This window comes from Kitasatospora sp. NBC_01560 (genome assembly GCF_045208415.1).
GTDB lineage: Bacteria > Actinomycetota > Actinomycetes > Streptomycetales > Streptomycetaceae > Kitasatospora.
Genome location: NZ_CP109364.1, coordinates 2,229,076 through 2,248,403 on the forward strand (window position 1 = coordinate 2,229,076; position 19,328 = coordinate 2,248,403).

17 protein-coding genes are annotated in these 19,328 nt (G+C 75.1%); 6 read left to right on the forward strand and 11 right to left on the reverse strand.

Annotation, left to right across the window (positions count from 1 at the left end):
- Positions 1-25 precede the first annotated feature (25 nt).
- A complete protein-coding gene (locus OH807_RS09200) occupies positions 26-580 on the reverse strand; it encodes a DUF5990 family protein (protein ID WP_406196185.1) in 555 nt (184 codons plus the stop codon).
- Between the two features lie 90 nt (positions 581-670).
- On the opposite strand from OH807_RS09200, the gene OH807_RS09205 reads away from it, so the two are divergent.
- On the forward strand, positions 671-1,186 hold the full coding sequence (locus tag OH807_RS09205; protein ID WP_406196187.1) for a histidine kinase: 516 nt from the start codon (positions 671-673) through the stop codon (positions 1,184-1,186).
- A gap of 96 nt (positions 1,187-1,282) precedes the next feature.
- Here OH807_RS09205 and OH807_RS09210 read toward each other — a convergent pair whose 3' ends face one another.
- The 8 genes from OH807_RS09210 to OH807_RS09245 form a co-directional block, all read right to left on the reverse strand.
- Complete coding sequence (locus OH807_RS09210; RefSeq protein ID WP_406196190.1) at positions 1,283-1,954, reverse strand: fasciclin domain-containing protein; 672 nt, start codon at positions 1,952-1,954, stop codon at positions 1,283-1,285.
- A gap of 151 nt (positions 1,955-2,105) precedes the next feature.
- Positions 2,106-3,797 (reverse strand): molybdopterin-dependent oxidoreductase, encoded by a 1,692-nt coding sequence (locus OH807_RS09215; RefSeq protein WP_406196193.1) that lies wholly within the window; start codon positions 3,795-3,797, stop codon positions 2,106-2,108.
- Between the two features lie 107 nt (positions 3,798-3,904).
- Positions 3,905-4,288 (reverse strand): VOC family protein, encoded by a 384-nt coding sequence (locus OH807_RS09220; RefSeq protein WP_406196196.1) that lies wholly within the window; start codon positions 4,286-4,288, stop codon positions 3,905-3,907.
- Positions 4,289-4,499: 211 nt separating this feature from the next.
- Complete coding sequence (locus OH807_RS09225; RefSeq protein WP_406196199.1) at positions 4,500-5,384, reverse strand: helix-turn-helix domain-containing protein; 885 nt, start codon at positions 5,382-5,384, stop codon at positions 4,500-4,502.
- Between the two features lie 183 nt (positions 5,385-5,567).
- The gene (locus OH807_RS09230; protein WP_406196201.1) at positions 5,568-6,380 is read right to left on the reverse strand and encodes an SDR family NAD(P)-dependent oxidoreductase; all 813 of its coding nucleotides are present in this window, start codon (positions 6,378-6,380) and stop codon (positions 5,568-5,570) included.
- Between the two features lie 132 nt (positions 6,381-6,512).
- Positions 6,513-7,937, reverse strand: a complete 1,425-nt coding sequence (locus OH807_RS09235; protein ID WP_406196204.1) for an MFS transporter — start codon at positions 7,935-7,937, stop codon at positions 6,513-6,515.
- Between the two features lie 185 nt (positions 7,938-8,122).
- Positions 8,123-8,512, reverse strand: coding sequence for an ArsR/SmtB family transcription factor (locus OH807_RS09240; protein ID WP_406196207.1), 390 nt, complete (start codon positions 8,510-8,512; stop codon positions 8,123-8,125).
- A 140-nt stretch (positions 8,513-8,652) separates the two neighbouring features.
- Positions 8,653-9,258, reverse strand: coding sequence for a disulfide bond formation protein DsbA (locus OH807_RS09245; protein WP_406196210.1), 606 nt, complete (start codon positions 9,256-9,258; stop codon positions 8,653-8,655).
- A gap of 408 nt (positions 9,259-9,666) precedes the next feature.
- Here OH807_RS09245 and OH807_RS09250 point away from each other — a divergent pair, with 408 nt between their 5' ends.
- Together OH807_RS09250 and OH807_RS09255 are read left to right on the forward strand one after the other, a co-directional pair.
- The gene (locus OH807_RS09250) at positions 9,667-11,121 is read left to right on the forward strand and encodes an APC family permease (protein ID WP_406210842.1); all 1,455 of its coding nucleotides are present in this window, start codon (positions 9,667-9,669) and stop codon (positions 11,119-11,121) included.
- A gap of 236 nt (positions 11,122-11,357) precedes the next feature.
- Positions 11,358-12,995 (forward strand): amidohydrolase, encoded by a 1,638-nt coding sequence (locus tag OH807_RS09255; protein ID WP_406196212.1) that lies wholly within the window; start codon positions 11,358-11,360, stop codon positions 12,993-12,995.
- Between the two features lie 213 nt (positions 12,996-13,208).
- Here OH807_RS09255 and paaK read toward each other — a convergent pair whose 3' ends face one another.
- Entirely contained in the window at positions 13,209-14,561 is a 1,353-nt protein-coding gene (gene paaK / locus OH807_RS09260; protein WP_406196215.1) for a phenylacetate--CoA ligase PaaK, read from the reverse strand.
- A 292-nt stretch (positions 14,562-14,853) separates the two neighbouring features.
- Here paaK and OH807_RS09265 point away from each other — a divergent pair, with 292 nt between their 5' ends.
- Together OH807_RS09265 and OH807_RS09270 are read left to right on the forward strand one after the other, a co-directional pair.
- Complete coding sequence (locus OH807_RS09265) at positions 14,854-15,780, forward strand: ATP-binding cassette domain-containing protein (RefSeq protein WP_406196217.1); 927 nt, start codon at positions 14,854-14,856, stop codon at positions 15,778-15,780.
- On the forward strand, positions 15,777-17,366 hold the full coding sequence (locus OH807_RS09270; RefSeq protein ID WP_406196219.1) for a hypothetical protein: 1,590 nt from the start codon (positions 15,777-15,779) through the stop codon (positions 17,364-17,366). The genes OH807_RS09265 and OH807_RS09270 overlap by 4 nt, the downstream gene beginning before the upstream one ends.
- A gap of 41 nt (positions 17,367-17,407) precedes the next feature.
- On the opposite strand, the gene OH807_RS09275 is transcribed toward OH807_RS09270, so the two are convergent.
- Complete coding sequence (locus tag OH807_RS09275) at positions 17,408-18,301, reverse strand: LysR family transcriptional regulator (protein WP_406210845.1); 894 nt, start codon at positions 18,299-18,301, stop codon at positions 17,408-17,410.
- 297 nt (positions 18,302-18,598) lie between these two features.
- On the opposite strand from OH807_RS09275, the gene OH807_RS09280 reads away from it, so the two are divergent.
- Complete coding sequence (locus OH807_RS09280; protein WP_406196222.1) at positions 18,599-19,294, forward strand: type 1 glutamine amidotransferase domain-containing protein; 696 nt, start codon at positions 18,599-18,601, stop codon at positions 19,292-19,294.
- The last annotated feature ends 34 nt before the right edge of the window (positions 19,295-19,328 follow it).

A 19,328-nucleotide genomic window follows, 5' to 3' on the forward strand; every position in this document is an offset into this window, starting at 1 on the left:
GGACCTCTCCGGGCGGGGCGCAGCGTCATGCGGACCAGCTGACCAGCGGCGGCCGGACGGCCGCACAGAGCGGCAGACCCCGGGCGTCGGTCAGGCCGAGCCGGGCCACCAGCAGCCCGCCGCGCACCGCCGCCTCCACCGTCCCGGCCGGGACGGCGTCCAGCATCAGCTTGGCCCGGCGGAACATCGTGAAGCCGCCCGCCCCCGCGGCGAGCCAGGAGAGGTAGACGAACCGGGCACCCGGGCCGCCCTGGACGTACGGGCCGAGGAGGTCCTCGCCCTGCGCGGTGCACTCCAGCGTCCAGACCGCGCGCGCCGCGTCACCGGCCACCGGGTCGAGCAGCTCGCCCGGCTTTCCGCGCCGCTGGACGGCGACGTGGACGTCTTCGAGGGGCGGGAGGCCCGGCCCCTGGGCGCAGCTGCGTCCGGGAAGGGCGGTGGCCTCGATCCTGATCCGCACGGTGCACTTCGGTTCGGCGCTCCTCGGTGCGGTGCGCTTCGGTGCAGTGCTGTTCGGTGCAGTGCGCTTCGGTTCGGTGCGCTGCGCAGACGTGCTGTCGGGCGGGATGCTGGTCGGCATGGTGCCATCCTGCCCGCTCCTGTGGCAGGCGCGGGCGGGCACGACCAGGATGGGAGACCGGAGAAACAGCCGCGGCCCGATCGGAGTGCGATGTCCGACCAGCACCACGTCGTCCTGCTCACCTTCCGGGACGCCGCCGCCTGCCGGCCGGCCTTCGAGGAGGCCGAGCACCTGCCCGGTCTCCGTCAGGCGGCCGTCCTGGAACGCACCGCCGACGGCCTGCTCCAGCCCCGCGACGGCTACACCCGCGGTGCCGGGGTGGCCACCGTGGGGTCCGGGCTGGCCGGCGGGCTGATCGGCCTGCTCGGCGGTCCGATCGGATCGCTGCTGGGCTTCGCCGCCGGCGCGGCACTGGGGAACGCCGCCGAGGCGGGCCGGAACGCCACCGGTGGAGCCGGGCTGATCGTGCTCTCGCCGCGAGTCCCGGACGGGGCGGCACTGCTGGTGCTGGACATCCGGGAGTCCTCCCCCGAGCCGGTCGACGAGTTCGCCGCCCGGCACCGCGTCACGGTGGAGCGGATCGGGGCCGAGGAGTTCGCCGCGCAGGTCCGAGCGGCGGAGGAGCGGGCCGAAGGGTCGGCGGACGACGGCTCCTCGACCGGCTGACGCCCGCGGCCCGCGCGACGTGCCCCGGCCCGGCAAAGAGCGGTCCCGGCCGTGGGGTTGTCGGCCGGGACCGCTGTCCGGGGGTGCCGCCGCGGATCAGGAGGCGGGCATCAGCACGGTGTCGACGATGTAGACGGTCGCGTTGGCGGTCTGGACGTTGCCGCAGAGCACCTTGGCCTTGCCGTCGACCGTGAAGTCCTCCCCGCCGCCGGTGACGGTCAGGTTGCTGGTCTCCAGGGTCTTGTGCGCACCGGCGAGGGCGGAGGGCGCCAGCCGGTTCGGCACCACGTGGTAGGTCAGGATCTTGGCGAGCTTCTCCTTGTCCGCGAGCACCGCGTTCAGGGTGTCCTTGGGGAGCTTGGCGAACGCGTCGTTGGTGGGGGCGAACACGGTGATGTTCTGGGCCGAGTTGAGGGTGTCCACCAGACCGGCCTGCTTGACCGCCGTCACCAGGGTGGAGAGCAACGGGTTGTTCGAGGCCGCGGTGGCGACCGGGTCGGTGGCCATCCCGGAGAAGCTGCCGGCCCCGTCCTTCGGCACCGCCGCGCAGGCGGTGCCGAAGGGCTGCCCGGCCATCGCCGCACCCGAGGTGGCCGGCGCGGCGGCGGGCGTCCCGCTCGTGGCCGGGGCCGAGGCGGCCTGCGTGGTGGCGCCGGCGGCGGCCTTGGTGGTGCTGCCGCTGCCGCTGCTGCTGCAGGCGCTCAGGCCGGTGGCCAGGACGCCGACGGCGAAGAGGGTGGCGAGGGACTTCCGCGAAGAAATGGACATGCGCATGACAGAACTCTCCATGGTCTGACGAGGTGACCGGGCGACCCCGGCCGGGGGTGGGTGGAACGGGTTGTTCGAGAGGGTCTGGGGGTTCGGCGGTGTCAGGTGGGGTCGAGTCGGTTCGGTTCGGTTCGGGTGGGGTCGGTTCGGGTCAGGTGACGGTGACGACGGTGCTGTGCCAGCCCGTCGCGCCGGAGGGGTAGGGCGGCATCCGGGTCTCCGTCTGGACGGCGCCGAGGGCGTCGGTGGCCCGTACCTCGATCCGGTGCGTGCCCGGTGCGGCACCCCTCCACGTCCAGCTCCACTGGCGCCAGAGGTCCGGCCCGGCATCCGTGGCGAGGTCGACCGCCTGCCAGGGCCCGCCGTCCACCCTGGCCTCCACGGCGGCGACACCCCGGTGGGTCGCCCAGGCCGTACCGGCGAGCGTGACCTCGCCGGCCGGGACGCGGGCGAAGGGCGCGGGGACATCGATCCGGGAGGCCGTCCGCACCTCCCCCGTCCGGTCCCACCCGCGCTGCACCCAGTACGGGTCGTGCGCGGCGAACGTGGTCACCTCCAGGTCGACCAGCCATTTGGTGGCCGAGGTGTAGCCGTAGAAACCGGGCACCACCGTGCGGCACGGGAAGCCGTGCTCGACGGGCAGCGCCTCGCCGTTCATGCCGACCGCGAGCAGGGCCGGCCGGCCGTCGAGCAGCGACTCAAGGGGGGTGCCGATCGTCATGCCGTCCTTGGACCGGCCGAGCAGCTGGTCGGCGCCCGGGCGGACCCCGGCCCGGCGCAGCAGGCCCGGCAGCGAGGCACCCAGCCAGCGGGTGGTGCCGACGTAGGGGCCGCCGACTTCGTTGGAGACGCAGGACATGGTGTGGTCCAGCTCCTCCAGCGGCATCCGGAGCAGTTCGTCGAAGCCGATCAGCAGCGGTCGGTCGACCAGGCCGTGCACCCGCAGCGACCACTGGGAGGGATCGATCCTCGGCAGCGTCAGTGCGGTGTCGACCCGGTAGAAGTCACGGTTGGGAGTGAGGAACGGCGTCAGGCCCGGCACCGCGGGGTGCACCCCGCGCGGCAGGGAGGGTGCGGGCGCGGCGGGCGGCGGTAGCCGGACGGCGGCCCGGGCGGCGCCGACGTCGTTGCGCCGGTCCGACAGGACCCGCCCGGCGACGCCGACCAGGGCGGCGGCCGCGGCGGTACCGCCGGTGGCCGCCAGCACCGCGCGGCGGGACGGTCCGGGCGGGCCGGCTGCAGGTGTTCCGTCCGGCCCGACCGCGGTCATGCCGGCATCTCCGGCCAGGGCGTCCGGGGCGGGCGCAGCTCCGGCGGAGGCCGTCGGCGGCACCGCCGCGGCGGCCGTGGCACGGCGCAGCCCGCGGGCCAGCCACCCCAGGACAGCAGCGCCGACCAGGCCCGCCAGCACGGACGGCACCAGGTCGGAGCCGGTCGCGCTGGGCCGGGCCAGCGCCGCCCAGGTGCCGAGGGCACCGAACGCCAGGAACACGCCTGCGCCGAGCGCCGGCCGGCGGGCGGCCAGGAGGCCGGTACCGGCCGCCAGCGCGGCCATCACCAGGTAGATGCCGGTCAGCAGCACCGCCTTGTCGTGGGTGCCGAAGCTCCGGACGGCGTACTCCTTCAACGGAGTGGGCGTCAGATCGATGGCCGCCGACCCCACGGCGAGCACCGGGGACCCGTCCGGCCGGGTCAGGGCCGCCGCCGCCTCGCCGGCCGCCAGGGCGGCAGCGGCGGCGGCCAGCCCGGTGCAGGCCTCGACGAAGGTCTGCCGGAGCCGGTCGGCGCGGCGGCCGGGACGAGGCCCGGCCGCCGCGCTCGCGGGGTTCTGGTGCTTGCTCACACCTGCCATTCGGCGCAACGGCGGCCCCGGATGGCTCCGATCTTTCGGTTCACCCGTCCGAGTGAACCGCCCTCCGGCCGACAGGCCCGGCAGCAGCCCGGACTCCCTTACGGCCCACGGTGGATGATCCGGCTGACCAGCTCGGACGACCACTCCACGTACTCGACCTCGGCGCCGTCGGCGTGCCGGGCGTAGAGGAAGCGGCCGGTGGGGGACGCGGTCTCGGGAGTGGTGATGACGGCCTGGGCGCGCAGCAGCGCGGCCCGGAGCTCGTCGAGGTCCGTCACCACCACGGTGGCCGAGGCGTGCGCGTACCGGGCCCGCTCGCCGGGCGGGCCGGCGATCACCAGGAAGTCGCCGATGGCGGCCAACTCGATGTTCTGGAAGGCGAACTGGAGATCCGGCTCGGCACCGGTGAGCTCGCGCAGCAACGGGAGGGCCTGATCGAGCCGGTCCGCCCAGAGGCGGGCGTAGGTCTTCAGGATGGCCATGGGCGCTCCGAGTCGTCCGGGCCACGGCGGACGTCCGGCTCCGCGTGGCTCTGCCAAGTACCCGTTCACCGTAGGGGCGTGGGCGGGCAGGACAGAAGAACGCACCTTCAGGTGAGCCGGACCCTCCCGGTGACCGTGCAGGCGGGCGGGGCCGATGGGCGGGGCGGGCGGGGCCGACGGGACCACCGGGCCAGGGGGTCGGGGGCCGGGGTCAGGCGTCGGGCGTCGGGACTCCGGCCACCGGCTCGGGGACCGGGGTGGCGGACCAGGCGAGGAGCATGCGCAGCGCGTCGTCGGACGCCGACCCGGGCTCGGCCGCGTAGGTGAGGAGCGCCTGGTCGGGGTCGGAGGCCGGGCGCAGGGTGTCGTAGTCCAGCTCCAGCGAGCCGACCAGCGGGTGGTGGAACACCTTGCGACCCGAGGTCTTGTCACGCACCGGGTGCTGCGCCCACCAGTAGCGGAACTCTTCGCTGCGCATGGAGAGTTCACCGATCAGCTCGGCCAGCCGGAGATCGTCCGGCCGGCGCCCCGCCTCCAGGTGCAGGAAGGCGACGCTCTCCCGGGCGCAGGTGGTCCAGTCCGCGAACAGTGCGCGCGAGGCCGGATCGAGAAAGGTGATCCGGGGGAGGTTCCGCTCGTTCGGAGCGAGCGCGCCGAAGTCGCCGAGCAGGGCCGCGGCGCCCCGGTTCCATGCCAGCACGTCCATCCGGCGGCCGATCACCAGGGCCGGTACGTCCGGCAGTTCGGTCAGCAGCCGGGCCAGCATCGGCCGGACCAGCTGGGGCGCGGAGGGCGTACGCGCCGCACGGGTGTCCGGCCGGGTGCGGGCGAGCCGGTGCAGGTGGCGAGCCTCCTCCGGGTCGAGCCGGAGCGCCCGGGCCACGGCGTCGAGCACGCCGTCGGACGGGTTGCGGACCCGGCCCTGCTCCAGCCGGGTGTAGTAGTCGACGCTCACCCCGGCGAGCTGGGCGAGCTCCTCCCGGCGCAGCCCGGCCACCCGGCGGCGGCCGCCGAAGTCCGGCAGGGCCACGTCCTCGGGGCGGAGCCGGGAGCGCCGGGTGCGCAGGAACTCGTTGAGGCTGATCGCGGTGCTCATACGAGGATTCTCGCCCGAGCACCGGGCCGGCAGCCTGGCCCTGCCAGGACCAGGCTGCCGGAGCGACCACAGAGGGCGGAGCGACCGGGGCGGGCGGGGTGACCGGGACAGGCCGGTACGCGGGGCCCGGGCCGGTCCGGGCCCAGGCTCGGGCTCGGGCCCAGGCTCGGGCTCGGGCCCAGCTCAGGCCGGGATGGCCCCCACCAGGCCGCCGTCCACCACGATGTCCTGGGCGGTGATGTACGAGGAACGCGGCGAGAGCAGGAACGCCACCGTCTCGGCGACCTCCTCGGACCGGCCGAGCCGTGCCAGCGGCACCCGGGCCCGGACCTCCTCGTGCTCGGCCGGATCGGGCAGCACGGCGTCGAACATGTCGGTGACGATGTAGCCGGGGCTGACCGAGTTGACCCGGATGCCCCGCTCCGCGAGGTCCGCGCCGAGGGTGCGGGCCAGGTTGTGCACGGCGGCCTTGGTCGCCGAGTACACCGGCGCGCCGGCCAGGCCGCGGTGCAGCGTCCAGGAGGCGTTGAGGACGACGGAGCCGCCGCCCGCCGCGTCGAGCAGCGCCAGCGTGGACCGGACGGTGAAGAAGACGCCCTTGAAGTTGATGCCGACGGCGTGGTCGAACTCGGCCTCGGTGATCTCGGCGCTGCGCTTGAACAGGGCGACCCCGGCATTGGCGAACACACCGTCCAGCTTGCCGAACCGCTCGCCGATCACCCCCGCCAAGCGCTCCAGCTCGGCCGGCACGGCCGCGTCGGCGCGGACCGGGAGGACGCGGTCGCCCGCACCCAGCCCGGCCGCGGCCCGGGCCAGCTTGGCCTCGTCCCGCCCGGTGATCACCACCTTCGCGCCGCCGGCCACCAGCAGCCGCGCGGTGGCCAGGCCGATTCCGCTGCCACCGCCGGTGATCAGCACCACCCGGTCGTCGAACTCGCGGGCGCTGTCCGGATGGTGGCCGTTCTCGTGCGCAGAGGTCTTCTTCGTGGAGTCCATGGCTCCACCCTCGCGGCCGCCCGGCCCGCCAACCAGGCCCGCTGCAACCAGGGTCTGCGGGGGCCACCCTCCTGCTCCCGCCATCGCGGCGCCGCACGCCGGCCCCACCACCTGCCGGGACGCCTCCGGTCGTCACACCCGCGACGGCCCCCGGCGCCGGTACCGGAGCCCTGCCGGGCGGCCGGGGGTCGGTGCGCTCACCGGCGGGCGCACCGGAGCCTCCGCGGCGTGGCCCCCCGCGACCTGGCCCCGCACGGCGCGGTCCGCCGGGGCCGGGCGCCAGGCCCGGGCGGCCGCCGCACCGGCGGCGAGCGCGAGCAGGGCGAGGGCGGCGGCCGCGGTGGGCAGGCCGGCGGCGGCGCCCAGCCGGCCGGCCAGCGGGTAGGCGAGCAGCCAGCAGCCGTGCGACAGGGAGAACTGGGCGGCGAAGGCGGCGGGCAGGTCGGCCGGTGGCACCTCGTCGCGCAGGACGCGGCCGGTCGGGGTGAGGATCAGCGAGCCCGCCGCGCCGAGTGCCGCCCAGAGCAGCAGCAGGGTGGGCCAGCGCCAGTCCGCCGGCCCCGCCGCCGTCAACCCGGCCAGTGCGCCGAGCAGTCCGGCGGTGCCGAACGCCGCCGGGAGCATCGCAGCGCGGTCACCGACCCGGTCGAGCACGCGGGGCAGCAGCAGGGCGACCACCATCGAGCCGGCCCCGTAGGCGCCGAGTGCGAGCGGGACGTCGCCGGGCGGGCGGCCGAGCCGGTCCCGGACGTAGACCACGGTGTTGACGATCACCATGGCGCCGCCGGCGGCAACCGCGAGGTCGAGCGCGAGCAGTGCGCGCAACCGCGGACGGGCCAGGAAGAGGCGCAGGCCGTGGACGGAGCGCGCGAACGCGCCGGGTACGGCACCGTCGGCAGCGGATCCGGCGTCGGCGTCGGCTCCCGCGCCGGTGTCTGCGGTGACGTCGGATCCGGCGCCACCGCGGCCGGCTCCCACGCCCCGCACCGGTTTCGGGAGGACGGCGGAGAGCACCAGGGCGGCCGAGCCGAGGAACCCGGCGGTGGTGCCCCAGAACAGCCAGTGGTAGCCGGTCAGCGCCAGCAGCCCGGCGGCGAGCACCGGGCCGACCACGCTCTCCAGGTCGTACGCGAGCCGGGACAGCGACAGCGCGCGGGTGTAGTCGCGTTCGGCGGGCAGCACCTCGGGGATCACCGACTGGAAGGCCGGCGTGAACGCCGCCGAGGCCGACTGGAGCAGGAAGATCAGCAGGTAGACCTGCCAGACCGTGGTGACGAACGGCAGTGCGAGGGCGACCGTCGCCCGGATCAGGTCGGAGGCGACCATCAGGCGCCGGCGCGGGATCCGGTGCGCCAGTGCTCCGATCACCGGCGCGATCCCGACGTACGCGACCATCTTGACGGCCAGTGCGGTGCCGAGCACCGAGCCGGCGTCCGCCCCGGCGAGGTCGTAGGCGAGCAGCCCGAGGGCGACGGTCGCCAGGCCGGTGCCCAGCAGGGCGACGACCTGGGCGGTGAACAGGTGCCGGTAGGTGCGGTCGCGCAGCACGGACAGCATGGGGACCCCGCTCGGACTCGGCCCGCCGGACGGCGGCGCACAGGACGACAGGGCACCGGCGCGCGGGCCCGGGGGCCGGGGTCGCCGGAGCAGTGCGACCAGCATAGGACAACATGTGCATACGTGTGCACCTATTGACGGGAATCCGGCGCCGACCCCCGGCCCGTGGCGGGCCGGCCCGGGCCTCAGTCGTGCGGCGGCAGCCCGCTGATCTGGTGGTCGGCGACGTTCAACGCCTCGTTGACCAGCCGGCGCAGGTGCCCGTGCCGCAGCGCGTAGACGACCCGCCGCCCGTCCTTGCGGGTGGTGACCAGGCCCGCCAGCCGCAGCTTGCCCAGGTGCTGGCTCACCGAGGGGCGGGCCGCGCCGCAGGCCTCGGTCAGCGTCGTCACGTCGGCCTCGCCCTCGCTCAGTCGCTGCAGCACCGCGAGCCGGGTGCGGTCGGCGAGCAGCGCGAGGATCCCGGCCGCCTGCTCCAGCCGCTCGTCGTTCCCCGCCCCGGCGTCGCCCCCCGCGCGCAGGCCGTCGGCCTGCTGCGACAAATGTGCACCTGACAGTTGAAGGCTCCCGCTCATGGGCCCATCGTAGAGGGCCCGGTGCGCCGGACCGCCTCCCCCGCACGGCGCTTTCACCGCGGACGCGCGCCCCCGTACTCGTGCCGCACCCGAGCCGGTGCGCGAGCCCGTGCGCGAGCCCGCACGCATGCCGGTGGGCATCAGGAGAAGTCCAGCGATCCCGTGCGGGTGCGCTTGAGCTCGAAGAACTTCGGATAGCCGGCCAGCAGCCGCACACCGTCGAAGACGTTCACCGCGTCCTGCCCGCGCGGGATCGCGCTGAGCACCGGCCCGAAGAACGCGGTGCCGTCGACGTGGATGGTGGGCGTCCCGACCTCCTCGCCGACCGGGTCCATGCCCTCGTGGTGGCTCTTGCGCAACGCGATGTCGTACGCGGTGCTGTGGGCCGCGTCGGCCAGCGACTCGGGGAGGCCGGCCTCGGCGAGGGCCTCGCGCAGGACGGTGTCGTCGGCGGCGCGGTCCTGGTCGTGCAGGCGGGTGCCGAGCGCGGTGTAGAGGCCCCGCAGGACGTGCTCCCCGTGCTCCTCGGCAGCGGCGATGCAGACCCGTACCGGGCCCCACCCGGTGTCCAGCAGCCGGCGGTAGCGCTCGGGGAGGTCCTCGCGGCCCTCGTTGAGGACGGAGAGGCTCATCACCCGGAAGGTGAGGTCGAGTTCGCGGTGGCGCTCGACCTCCAGGATCCAGCGGGAGGTGATCCAGGCGAACGGACAGATGGGATCGAAGTAGAACTCGACTTTGTTGGTCACGCATGCAGCCTAGGAGGCAGGTGGACCGCCGGACAGGGCCACTTCGGCGCCCGGATTCCGGGCCACTTGAAGCACCCGGGCCGCTCGGGCCGCTCGGGCCACCCAAGCCGCTCGGGTCACTGGAGTCACTCAGGCCACTCGACTCACTCGGGTCGCATCGGGAGGGTTCCATCCGGGCCGATCAGGGCCGCCGGTCCCGGCCGGTGGCAGCCGACCCGGGAACGGCCGGGACGGCCTTATGACAACAGCATTGACGTGCAACGGGCGCGACGGTTTCATGGCCAGCCACCGGCCGTTCGGCCGGTCACCTCCTCCTCCCCCCACAGGCAAGGCGGTCTTCCGTTGGCAGAAACCGTCCAGGACGCGGGTACCGGTCCGAGAGTCCACCCCACCGACTCCCCCGTCTCCATGCGCAAGTCCCTGGGCCTGCTCGACGGGGCGGCAATCGCCGCCTCCAGCACGGCCGCCACCAGCAGCATCGGCATCGGCCTCGGCCTGACGGCCGGCGTCGTCGGCCTCCACCTCCCGGCGATCATGCTGCTCGCGTTCCTCCCCGTCCTCGCCATCGCCGGCGGCTACGGCCGGCTCAACCGGGTCGACCCCGACGCCGGCAGCAGCTACCGCTGGGTCGGCCGGATCCTCAGCCCCTGGCTGGGCTTCCTCACCGGCTGGGTCAACGTCGTCGGCACCGTCGTCTTCATGGCGTACACCACCACGGTGACCGGCTCCGCGATCATCCAGCTCCTCGGCCAGGCCACCGTCCACTCCGTGGCCGGCCTGCGCCTGGATCCCGACTCCACCCTCCAGTGCACGCTGCTCGGGCTCGCCGTCCTGATCGCGGCCGCGCTGGTGGCCGTCCGCGGCCTCGACCTCGCCGCCCGGCTGCAGAAGTATCTGCTGGTCTTCGAGTACGGCGTCCTGCTCGCGTTCTGCGGCTACGGCCTGTTCGCCGGGGACCAGCCGTTCTCGCTCCAGTGGTACAACCCCTTCGACATCCCCTCGCTCGGCGCGCTCGCCCAGGGCATGGTCCTCGCGGTGTTCTGCTACTGGGGCTTCGAGTCCGTGTTCAGCGTGGGCGAGGAGGTCCGCGACCCCAAGGACGCCTCGCGCGGCGGCATGATCGCCCTGATCGTGATGATGCTGCTCTTCCTGCTCGCGGGCACGGCGTTCCAGCGCGTGCTGCCGCTCGACGAACTGGCCGACAACGGCGCCCAGGGCCTCGCCTACTTCGGCACCAAGCTGGCCGACCAGCCACTGGCCGCCCTGCCGTTGATCGCCCTGACCTTCTCCGCCGTCGCCTCGCTCCAGGCCGCGGTCATCCCCACCGCCCGCGGCCTGTACGCGATGGGCCGGGACGGCGTGTTCGGCCCGGTCTGGACGCGCCTGCACCCCCGGCACAGCACGCCGGCGGCCGGCACGCTGCTGATCACCGGCATCTCCTGCGTCGTCGCCCTGCTCTCGATCGCCATCCCCACCGTCGGCGACCTCATCTCCGCCGCGGTCAACGCGATCGGCATCGTGGTCGCGCTCTACTACGCGCTCACCGCGATCGCCGCGGCCGTGCACTTCCGCCACCTGCTGCGCACAGCGCCGCTGGAGGGCCTGCGCGCGGTGGTCGGCCCGCTGCTCGGCGCAGCCGCGCTGCTGCTCGTCGGCGGCTACCTCGCCTGGACCTTCTACGACTCCGCCGACCATTTCGAACTCTCCGCCGACAACGGGTGGTTCGAGCTGCTGGTGCCGGTCCTGATGATCGCCAGCGGGCTGGTCGCCGCGGCCTGGGCCCGGTGGCGGCGCCGCTCGGCCTACTTCCTCCGGCCCGCCGACCTCGACCCGGCGGCACCCACCGCCGGCGGAGCCGTCTGAGCAATCACCCGAGCAACCGCGCGAGCAACCGCCTGAGCGGCCACCGGGGTGGGTACCGCACCGACGACCGGCCGTTCCGCGGGCCGTCGGGCGGTACCCGGCCCGGCCCGTCGAGGGCTGCCGTGCCCGCACGCCACGCACCACCCGCACGACCTGCGGCACCCGCACCACCTGCACGACCTGCACCACCCGCACTACCCGCACTACCCGCACCCGACCCGTCTGGAGCACCGCCCATGAGCAAGGCCGACCTGGTCTTCACCCACGGCCCCGTCCACACCGGAGACCCCGCCCGCACCCGGGCGAGCGCACTCGCCGTGACCGGCGAGCGGATCACCGCAGTCGGCCACGACGAGGTGCGCGAGCTGATCGGACCGGGCACCGAGGTCGTCGACCTCACCGGCAAGCTGCTGATCCCGGGGTTCCAGGACTCCCACGTCCACGCCGTCTACGGCGGCACGGAGTTGGCCGGCTGCGACCTCACCGGCACCGTCGGCGTCGACGACTACCTCGACCGGCTCCGCGCCTACGCCGAGGCCAACCCCGACCAGGCCTGGATCATCGGCAGCGGCTGGTCGATGGAGAGCTTCGAGGGCGGCCTGCCGACCAGGCAGCTGCTCGACGCGGTGGTCCCGGACCGCCCGGTCTACCTGGTCAACCGCGACCACCACGGCGCCTGGGCCAACTCCCGGGCCCTCGAACTCGCCGGTCTCACCCGGGAGAGCCCGGACCCCGCCGACGGGCGGATCGAGCGCGAGGCGGACGGCTCCCCCAGCGGGGTCCTCCAGGAGGGCGCCACCAAGCTGGTCGCCCAGCTCGTCCCGCCGGCCACCGCCGCCGACCGGCTCGCCGGGCTGCTCCGCGCGCAGCAGCTGCTCCACTCCCTCGGCATCACCGGCTGGCAGGACGCGCTGCTCGGCGAGTTCAACGGCCAGCCCGACCCCTCGGACGCCTACCTCGCCGCCGCCCGGGCCGGCACGCTGACGGCGAGGGTCACCGGTGCGCTCTGGTGGGACCGCGCCCGCGGTGCCGAGCAGATCCCCGAACTCGTTGCCCGGCGCAAGGAGTTGGAGCACGGCCGGTTCCGGGCCGGCTCGGTCAAGATCATGCAGGACGGCATCGCGGAGAACTTCACCGCCGCGATGACCAGCCCCTACCTGGACGGCTGCGGCTGCGCGACCGGCAACAGCGGTCTGAGCTTCGTCGACCCCGCGGCGCTGCGCGACCACGTCACCGCGCTGGACGCGCTCGACTTCCAGGTGCACTTCCACGCGCTCGGCGACCGCGCCGTGCGCGAGGCCCTGGACGCCGTCGAGGCCGCGGTCGCCGCCAACGGCCGCCGCGGCAACCGGCACCACCTGGCCCACCTCCAGGTGGTCCACCCGCAGGACGTCGCGCGGTTCGCCCGGATCGGCGCGATCGCCAACATCCAGCCGCTCTGGGCGGCGCACGAGCCGCAGATGGACGAGCTGACCATCCCCTTCCTCGGCCCCGAGCGCGCCGCCTGGCAGTACCCCTTCGGCGACCTGCTGCGGGCCGGCGCCACCCTGGCCGCCGGCAGCGACTGGCCGGTCAGCAGCCCCGACCCGCTGGCCGGGCTCCACGTGGCGGTCAACCGGATGGAGCCGGAGGCCACCGACGGGCGCGTCTTCCTGCCCGAGCAGCGGCTCGACCCGGTCTCCGCCCTGGCCGCCTACACGGCGGGCTCCGCCCACGTCAACGGCCACGACGACGCGGGCAGCCTGCGGGCCGGGCACCTCGCCGACCTGGTCGTCCTGGACCGCGACATCCTCACCGCCCCGGCCGGGGAGATCGCCGAGGCCCGCGTCCTGCGGACGTACGTCGGCGGGCAGCTGGTCCACGCGGCGGACTGACCGCCCGGGTGCGGGCGCCCGCGGCCCGCGGGGGCCCTCCACCCCCTCGGGCCGCGGCGCGCGGGCGGTACGTCCGGTGCCGCCCGCCCGGCCCGGCCTCCGCCGCAGGGCGGGGGTCCCGGGCTGCGCGCCGGGGACCGGGGTCGGGGCTGCGGGTACCGGGCTGTTTGCCGCGGGTACCGGGCTGTTTGCCGCGGGCCCCCGTGGGAGCGGCTACTCCTCGCCGCGCAGGTCGGCGATCCGGCGGATCTTGCCCACCGAGCGCTCCAGGGTGTACGGGTCGAGCACCTCCGCCTCGACCGTCACCCCGACCCCGTCCTTGACCGCGCGGACGATCGCCTCCGCGGCCGCCTCCCGCTGACCCGGCCCGGCGTCCGGGCGGGCCTCCACCCGGACGGTCATGTGGTCCAGCCGGCCCCGGCGGGTCAGCCGGAGCTGGAAGTGCGGCGCGACGGCCGGGGTGCGGAGCAGGATCTCCTCGATCTGGGTGGGGAAGACGTTCACCCCGCGCAGGATGATCAGGTCGTCGCTGCGGCCGGTCACCTTCTCCATCCGCCGGAACGCCGGACGGGCGGTGCCGGGCAGCAGCCGGGTGAGGTCGCGGGTGCGGTAGCGGACGACCGGCAGCGCCTCCTTGGTGAGCGAGGTGAGGACGAGCTCGCCGCGCTCGCCGTCCGGCAGCACCTCGTCGGCCAGCGGGTCCACCGTCTCGGGGTAGAAGTGGTCCTCCCAGATGTGCAGCCCGTCCTTGGTCTCCACGCACTCCTGGGCGATCCCCGGGCCCATCACCTCGGAGAGGCCGTAGATGTCGACGGCGTCGAGGTCCATCCGCTCCTCGATCTCGCGGCGCATCTCCTCCGTCCACGGTTCGGCGCCGAGCACGGCGATCCGCAGCGAGGTGCCGCGCGGGTCCACGCCCTGCTTCTCGAACTCGTCGAGCAGGGTGAGCAGGTAGGACGGCGTGACCATGATGACCTCGGGCCGGAAGTCCTGGATCAGCTGGACCTGCCGGGCCGTCATACCGCCCGACGCGGGGATCACCGTGCAACCCGCCCGCTCGGCGCCGTAGTGCGCGCCCAGGCCGCCCGTGAACAGCCCGTACCCGTAGGCGATGTGCACCTTGTGACCGGCCCGGCCGCCGGCCGCCCGGATCGAACGGGCCATCACGTCGGCCCAGACCGAGAGGTCGTACTCGGTGTACCCGACCACGGTGGGCCGGCCGGTGGTGCCGCTGGAGGCGTGGACGCGGCGGACCTGCTCCATCGGGACGGCGAACATACCGAAGGGGTAGCTCTCGCGGAGGTCGGCCTTGGTGGTGAAGGGGAACCGGGCGAGGTCGGCGAGGGTCCGGCAGTCCTCGGGCCGCACGCCGGCCGCGTCGAACTTCCGCCGGTAGAGCTCGACGTTGTCGTACGCGTGGCGCAGCGTGCGGCGCAGGTGCGTCAGCTGGTGGGCCCGCAGCTCCTCGCGGGTCATCCGCTCGCCCGCGTCCAGCAGGGCGGCCGGGAGCGGCTCGCCCCGCCGGGTCGGCGCGGGCGCCGGGCGGCCGGTCGGTCTGCTGCTCATCGCGTCTCCTCCACCGTCCGGGGCCGCCGTCCGGAGCCGGCGCTCGGGGCCTGCGCCCGGGCCGTCGGCCCGGCCGTCGACCGAGAATCCACCGACCGACCATTCGGTAAGTGATCGAACAAGGCCAAGTAATCCAGGAGCCGAACCGCCTGTCAAGGGCTGCCGTTCGGCAGGGGCCGCGCCGAGAACGGTCCGCGGATCTATGCCGAACGGCAGATGGCAGCGGAGCCCGGATCCGGGAGGCTCGACCGCGTCACCACGTCGTTTCGGGACCGACCGGGAAGCGGAGCACATGCTCGAACTGATCGACGTCACCAAGGTCTACAAGGGTGGTAAGCGGGCGGTCGACGGCCTCAGCCTGCACCTGGGCCCCGGCCTGCTGGGCCTGCTCGGCCCCAACGGCGCGGGCAAGTCCTCGCTGATGCGGATCGTCGCCACGGTGACGCGGCCGACGTCCGGCCGGGTCCGCTACCGGGGCGTCGACGTGCTCGCCCGGCCCGACGAACTGCGCCGCCGGCTCGGCTACCTGCCGCAGGACTTCGGCGTCCATCCGCACCTGACCTCGCGCGAGTTCCTCGGCTACCTCGCTGCCGCCAAGGGGCTCTCGGCCCGCTCGGCCCGGGCCCGGATCGAGGAGCTGCTCGTCCTGGTCAACCTGACCGAGGCGGTGAAGCGCCCGCTCGGCGCCTACTCGGGCGGCATGCTGCGCCGGGTCGGCATCGCGCAGGCGCTGCTGGCCGACCCCGAGGTGATCGTGGTCGACGAGCCCACGGCCGGGCTCGACCCGGAGGAGCGGGTCCGGTTCCGCAGTCTGCTCAGCGAGCTCTCCGCGGACCGGCTGGTGCTGCTCTCGACCCACATCGTCCCGGACATCGAGTCCGTCGCCTCCGACATCGCCGTCCTCGCGGGCGGCCGGCTGCTGCGGCGCGGCACACCCGAGCAGCTGGCGGGCGAGCTCTCCGGGCGGGTCTGGGAGCTGGCGGTCGACCCGGGCACCGCAGCCGCGCTGCAGAGCCGGTACCCGGTCAGCCGGACGGTCCGGACGGCCGACGGCGTCCGGCTCCGGTTGCTCGCCGACGGGCCCCCGTCCGACGACGCCGTCCCGGTCGCGGCGGACTTGGAGGACGCCTACCTGGGGATCGTCCGGCAGTCCGCGGCCGTCCCGCCCGGCGCTCCCTCCTCCGCGGACGCGGCGTGGCGCCCGGCGGTGCGGCGATGACGGCGCTCCCGCTCGTCCGCCTGGCGGTGGGCGACTTCCGCGACCGGGTGCGGCGCCCGGCCTACGCCGTCACGCTGCTGGCCGCCGTCGGCCTCGGCTACCTGGCCGTCCCGCCGGCCGACGGGCGGTGGACGATCCTGGCCCTGGGCCGCTACCGGGGCGAGTACAACAGCGCCTACGTCGGGCTCGCGACCGCGCTGGCCGGAGCGCTCTGGCTCACCGTCGGCGGCTTCTACGTGGTCCGCAAGGGCATCGGCCGGGACGAGGAGACCCGGGTCGGCCAGATCCTCGCGGCCACGCCGCTGCGCACCTCCGGCTACCTGCTGGCGAAGTTCGTCAGCAACCTGCTGGTGCTCGGCTCGATGCTGGGTGTGCTCGCGCTGACCGCCGTCGCCATGCAGCTCGTCCGCGGCGAGCACCGAGCGCTGGACCCGGTGGCACTGCTCACCCCGTTCGTGGTGACGGCGCTCCCGCTGATCGCCGTGACGGCCGCGGCGGCCGTCCTCTTCGAGACGCTGCCGCTGCTGCGTGGCGGCGTGGGCAACGTGGTCTGGTTCGTGGTCGCGCTGGCCGTGACCGTCGGCGGGCAGTCGCCGGGGGCGCCGTTCGGCGGGCTGGGCGTCGGGCAGGCCGCCCGGTCGCTCCGGACCGCGCTGACCGCCGGGGGCGGCTCCGTCGAGGGCGAGGACTTCAGCCTCGGGCTCACCAAGGTGGACGCGCCGCTGCTGCCGTTCCGCTGGGAGGGCGCCGGCCTCGACGGCGCCTTCGTGAACCAGCGGCTGCTGCTCGTCCTGCTCGCGGTGGTACTGGCGGCGCTCCCGGCACTCTGGTTCGGCCGTTTCGATCCGGCCCGCGGCCACGGGCGGGCCGCCGACCGCACCGCAGCCGGCCGGGCTGCCGCCGGGGAGGCCGCCGCTCCACCCGTCCCGCCTCCGGCCGCCGTGACCCTGCCCCGGACGGCGCCCGCCTTCGGCCGCACCTTCGGCCGGCTGCTGGCCGGCGAGGTGCGGATCACGCTCGGCGGTGTGTCGCGGTGGTGGTGGCTGGTCGTCGGCGGGCTGAGCACGGCCGGGCTGGCCGTCCCGCTCGGGACCGTCACCGGCGCCGTGCTGCCCGCGCTCTGGCTCTGGCCGGTGCTGCTCTGGTCCCGGCTCGGCTGCCGGGCGGTTGAGAGCGACCTGGAGGTCCTGCTCGGTGCCTACCCGAGCGCCCGCCGCCGACTGCTCGCCGCATGGGCCTCCGGGGTGGTGCTGAGCGCCGTCACCGGCGCGGCGCCGCTGCTCCGCCTCGCCGCCGGCGGCGACGCCTCCGGGATCGCCGCCTGGGCGGCGGGCGCGCTCTTCGTCCCCTCGCTGGCCCTGGCCCTCGGCGTCCTCTCCCGCACCCACCGGGTCTTCCAGGCCCTCTACCTCCCGCTCTGGTACCTGGTGGTCAACCAGGTGGCCGGGCTCGACTTCATGGGCGCCGTCCGCACCGGCGGCCACCCCGCCGGCCCCGCCCCGCTGCTCGTGGCCTCCGGGGCGCTGGCCCTGCTGGCCGCCGCCTTCCTGGCCGGGGCGGCTCGGCAGAAGGTCACGGACCGGTGATCGGGCCGCAGCGCTCTCCCGCGGCCCGGCGGGCGGGGCGCTCACCAGCTGCGGGCGGCCGCCAGGAGGTGGTCCCGGACGCGGGTGAGGTCGGGGTTGGCAGGCGTGCCGGGGCGTTGGACGAGGTAGCCGGTGTTGATCGGCAGGTCCTCGGGATCGTCCAGCTGCACGAGGGCACCGGAGTCGAGCAGGGGTGCGCAGAGGTAGCGCGGGGCGACCGCGAACCCGGCGCCCGCGGCCACCGCGGAGACGACCCCGCGCAGGTCGGGCACGGTCAGCGCGGCACGGCAGTTGAGGCGGCGGCCGAACACGTGCCGCCAGTAGCGGCGGACGATCGGCAGGTCCTCCGCGTACGCGACCAGCGGCACCTCGTGCAGGGCGGCCGGTCCCTCGGTCTCCAGCCGGCCGGCCAGGCGGTCGGCCCAGACGGGAGCGGCGACCAGCACGAACTCCTCGTCCCCCAGCGGCACGGCGGTCAGCGTCCGGCCGCGCGGGCGGGCGGTGGCGATGACCAGGTCGTGACGGCCCGCCCGCAGCTCCTCCAGCAGCGGGTCGGTCAGCCCCGCCGTCACCCGCAGCCGGACACCGTCGGCGACCAGCGGGGCGAGGGCGGGCAGCACCCGGGTGCAGAGCAGCTCGCCCGGGCCGGCCAGGTGGACCGGCTCCGCGCCCGCCCCGGGCCCCGCCCCGGGCGCGGCGGCGGCCAGCGCGTCGAGCGGCCCCGCGATCCGGGCCGCCAGATCCTCCGCGACGGCCGTCGGCGCGACCCCGCGCGGCAACCGCTCGAACAGCTCACGGCCGCCCTGCCGCTCCAGCGTTCGGATCTGGGCGGTCACCGTCGGCTGGGACAGGCCCAGTACCTGGGCGGCCGCGGTGAACGATCCGGCCCGGTGGACGGCGAGGAAGGTGCGCAGCAGGTTGAGGTCGGCGGGCACGGGGAGCGGCGGCCCGGGCGCGGGCCCGCGGGTAGGGGCGGCGGCGGGCGCGGCCGGCTCCGGCCTCGGTTCGGCGGGACGGCTGGGACTCACCCGGCAAGCCTATTCCGCTCCACCCATCCGTATTCCTATGGCTGACATCGGCTCTGCCATTGGTGGGCCGCCGAGCTCCCGGCCTATCGTCGGATCCACCGCAGAGCCGGTGCCCCCGTCCGCCCGCCACACCCGCGGACCTGGGCGCCGCACCGCTCCCCCAGGGCCCCGGCCGGGTCCGCCTGCAGAGAAGAGCACCCTCGCATGTCGAAGATCCTTTTCGTCGTCACCGGCGCCACCACCTGGACGCTCGCCGACGGGACCGAGCACCCGACCGGCTACTGGGCCGAGGAGGCCGTCGCCCCGTACGAGGCCTTCAGGGCCGCCGGCCACGACGTCACCGTCGCGACCCCGGGCGGCGTGATCCCGACGGTCGACCAGGGCAGCCTGGCGCCCGAGGTGAACGGCGGACCGGAAGGGGCCGAGCGGATCGTGGCCGGCCTGAAGGCCTTCACCGAGCTCACCCACCCGGTCGAGCTCGCCGGCGTGGACCTGGCCGACTACGACGCCGTGTTCTACCCCGGCGGCCACGGCCCGATGGAGGACCTCGCCGTCGACGCCGTCTCCGGACGGCTGCTCGTCGAGACGCTGGACTCCGGCAAGCCGCTCGCCGTGGTCTGCCACGGCCCGGCCGCCCTGCTGGCCGCCACCCGCGAGGACGGCAGCAACGCCTTCGCCGGCTACCGCCTGACCGGCTTCACCGACGCCGAGGAGCGGCAGGCCGGCCTGGCCGACAAGGCGAAGTGGCTGCTCCAGAGCCGCCTGGTGGAGGCCGGTGCGGACTTCCGGGAGGGCGAGCCGTGGGCCCCGCACGTGGAGGTCGACCGCAACCTGGTCACCGGTCAGAACCCGGCCTCCTCCGTCCCGCTCGCCGCCGAGCTGCTCCGCCGACTGGGCTGAGACCCGCGAGCCGGACACCACCGGACACCACCGG

Coding starts and splice junctions, on each gene's coding strand:
- OH807_RS09270 (WP_406196219.1), top strand. CDS start 15,777: ATGACGGCGCTCCCGCTCGTCCGCCTGGCGGTGGGCGACTTCCGCGAC.
- OH807_RS09255 (WP_406196212.1), top strand. CDS start 11,358: ATGAGCAAGGCCGACCTGGTCTTCACCCACGGCCCCGTCCACACCGGA.
- OH807_RS09235 (WP_406196204.1), bottom strand. CDS start 7,937: ATGCTGTCCGTGCTGCGCGACCGCACCTACCGGCACCTGTTCACCGCC.
- OH807_RS09205 (WP_406196187.1), top strand. CDS start 671: ATGTCCGACCAGCACCACGTCGTCCTGCTCACCTTCCGGGACGCCGCC.
- OH807_RS09230 (WP_406196201.1), bottom strand. CDS start 6,380: ATGGACTCCACGAAGAAGACCTCTGCGCACGAGAACGGCCACCATCCG.
- OH807_RS09200 (WP_406196185.1), bottom strand. CDS start 580: ATGCCGACCAGCATCCCGCCCGACAGCACGTCTGCGCAGCGCACCGAA.
- paaK (WP_406196215.1), bottom strand. CDS start 14,561: ATGAGCAGCAGACCGACCGGCCGCCCGGCGCCCGCGCCGACCCGGCGG.
- OH807_RS09250 (WP_406210842.1), top strand. CDS start 9,667: ATGCGCAAGTCCCTGGGCCTGCTCGACGGGGCGGCAATCGCCGCCTCC.
- OH807_RS09240 (WP_406196207.1), bottom strand. CDS start 8,512: ATGAGCGGGAGCCTTCAACTGTCAGGTGCACATTTGTCGCAGCAGGCC.
- OH807_RS09265 (WP_406196217.1), top strand. CDS start 14,854: ATGCTCGAACTGATCGACGTCACCAAGGTCTACAAGGGTGGTAAGCGG.
- OH807_RS09210 (WP_406196190.1), bottom strand. CDS start 1,954: ATGTCCATTTCTTCGCGGAAGTCCCTCGCCACCCTCTTCGCCGTCGGC.
- OH807_RS09220 (WP_406196196.1), bottom strand. CDS start 4,288: ATGGCCATCCTGAAGACCTACGCCCGCCTCTGGGCGGACCGGCTCGAT.
- OH807_RS09280 (WP_406196222.1), top strand. CDS start 18,599: ATGTCGAAGATCCTTTTCGTCGTCACCGGCGCCACCACCTGGACGCTC.
- OH807_RS09225 (WP_406196199.1), bottom strand. CDS start 5,384: ATGAGCACCGCGATCAGCCTCAACGAGTTCCTGCGCACCCGGCGCTCC.